The 513-nt window shown below is 50.1% G+C and carries 1 protein-coding gene; it reads left to right on the plus strand.

All coding sequences use genetic code 11. From position 1 onward, the window contains the following. Positions 1–9: 9 nt before the first annotated feature. Positions 10–513: quinate/shikimate dehydrogenase (gene ydiB / locus K0039_RS24935; protein WP_228106813.1), on the plus strand; the 504-nt coding region annotated here is incomplete at its 3' end.

Consider the following 513-nt stretch of genomic DNA (forward strand, 5'->3'; position numbering starts at 1 on the left):
GCCCTCAAAATGCGCGGAACTGGTGTATCGATGCCGAACAAACAACTGGCGTGTGAATATGTTGATGAATTAACACCAGCTGCCAAACTGGTGGGGGCCATCAACACCATCGTTAATGATGATGGCTATCTGCGTGGCTATAACACCGACGGCACGGGCCATATTCGCGCCATTAAAGAGAGCGGTTTTGATATCAAAGGCAAAACGATGGTGCTGTTAGGGGCCGGTGGTGCCTCAACGGCAATTGGCGCGCAGGGGGCAATTGAAGGTTTAAAAGAAATTAAACCCGTGAACCGTCGGGATGAGTTCTTCGATAAAGCCCTCGCCTTCGCGCAGCGGGTTAATGAAAACACCGATTGTGTCGTCACGGTCACCGATCTCGCCGATCAGCAAGCCTTTGCTGAAGCCCTGACTTCCGCCGACATTTTAACCAATGGCACAAAAGTGGGTATGAAACCCCTTGAGAATGAATCATTGGTTAATGATATCAGTCTGTTACATCCGGGACTTCTG

Source organism: Terrisporobacter mayombei (assembly GCF_020748465.1).
Classification (GTDB): domain Bacteria; phylum Bacillota; class Clostridia; order Peptostreptococcales; family Peptostreptococcaceae; genus Terrisporobacter; species Terrisporobacter mayombei.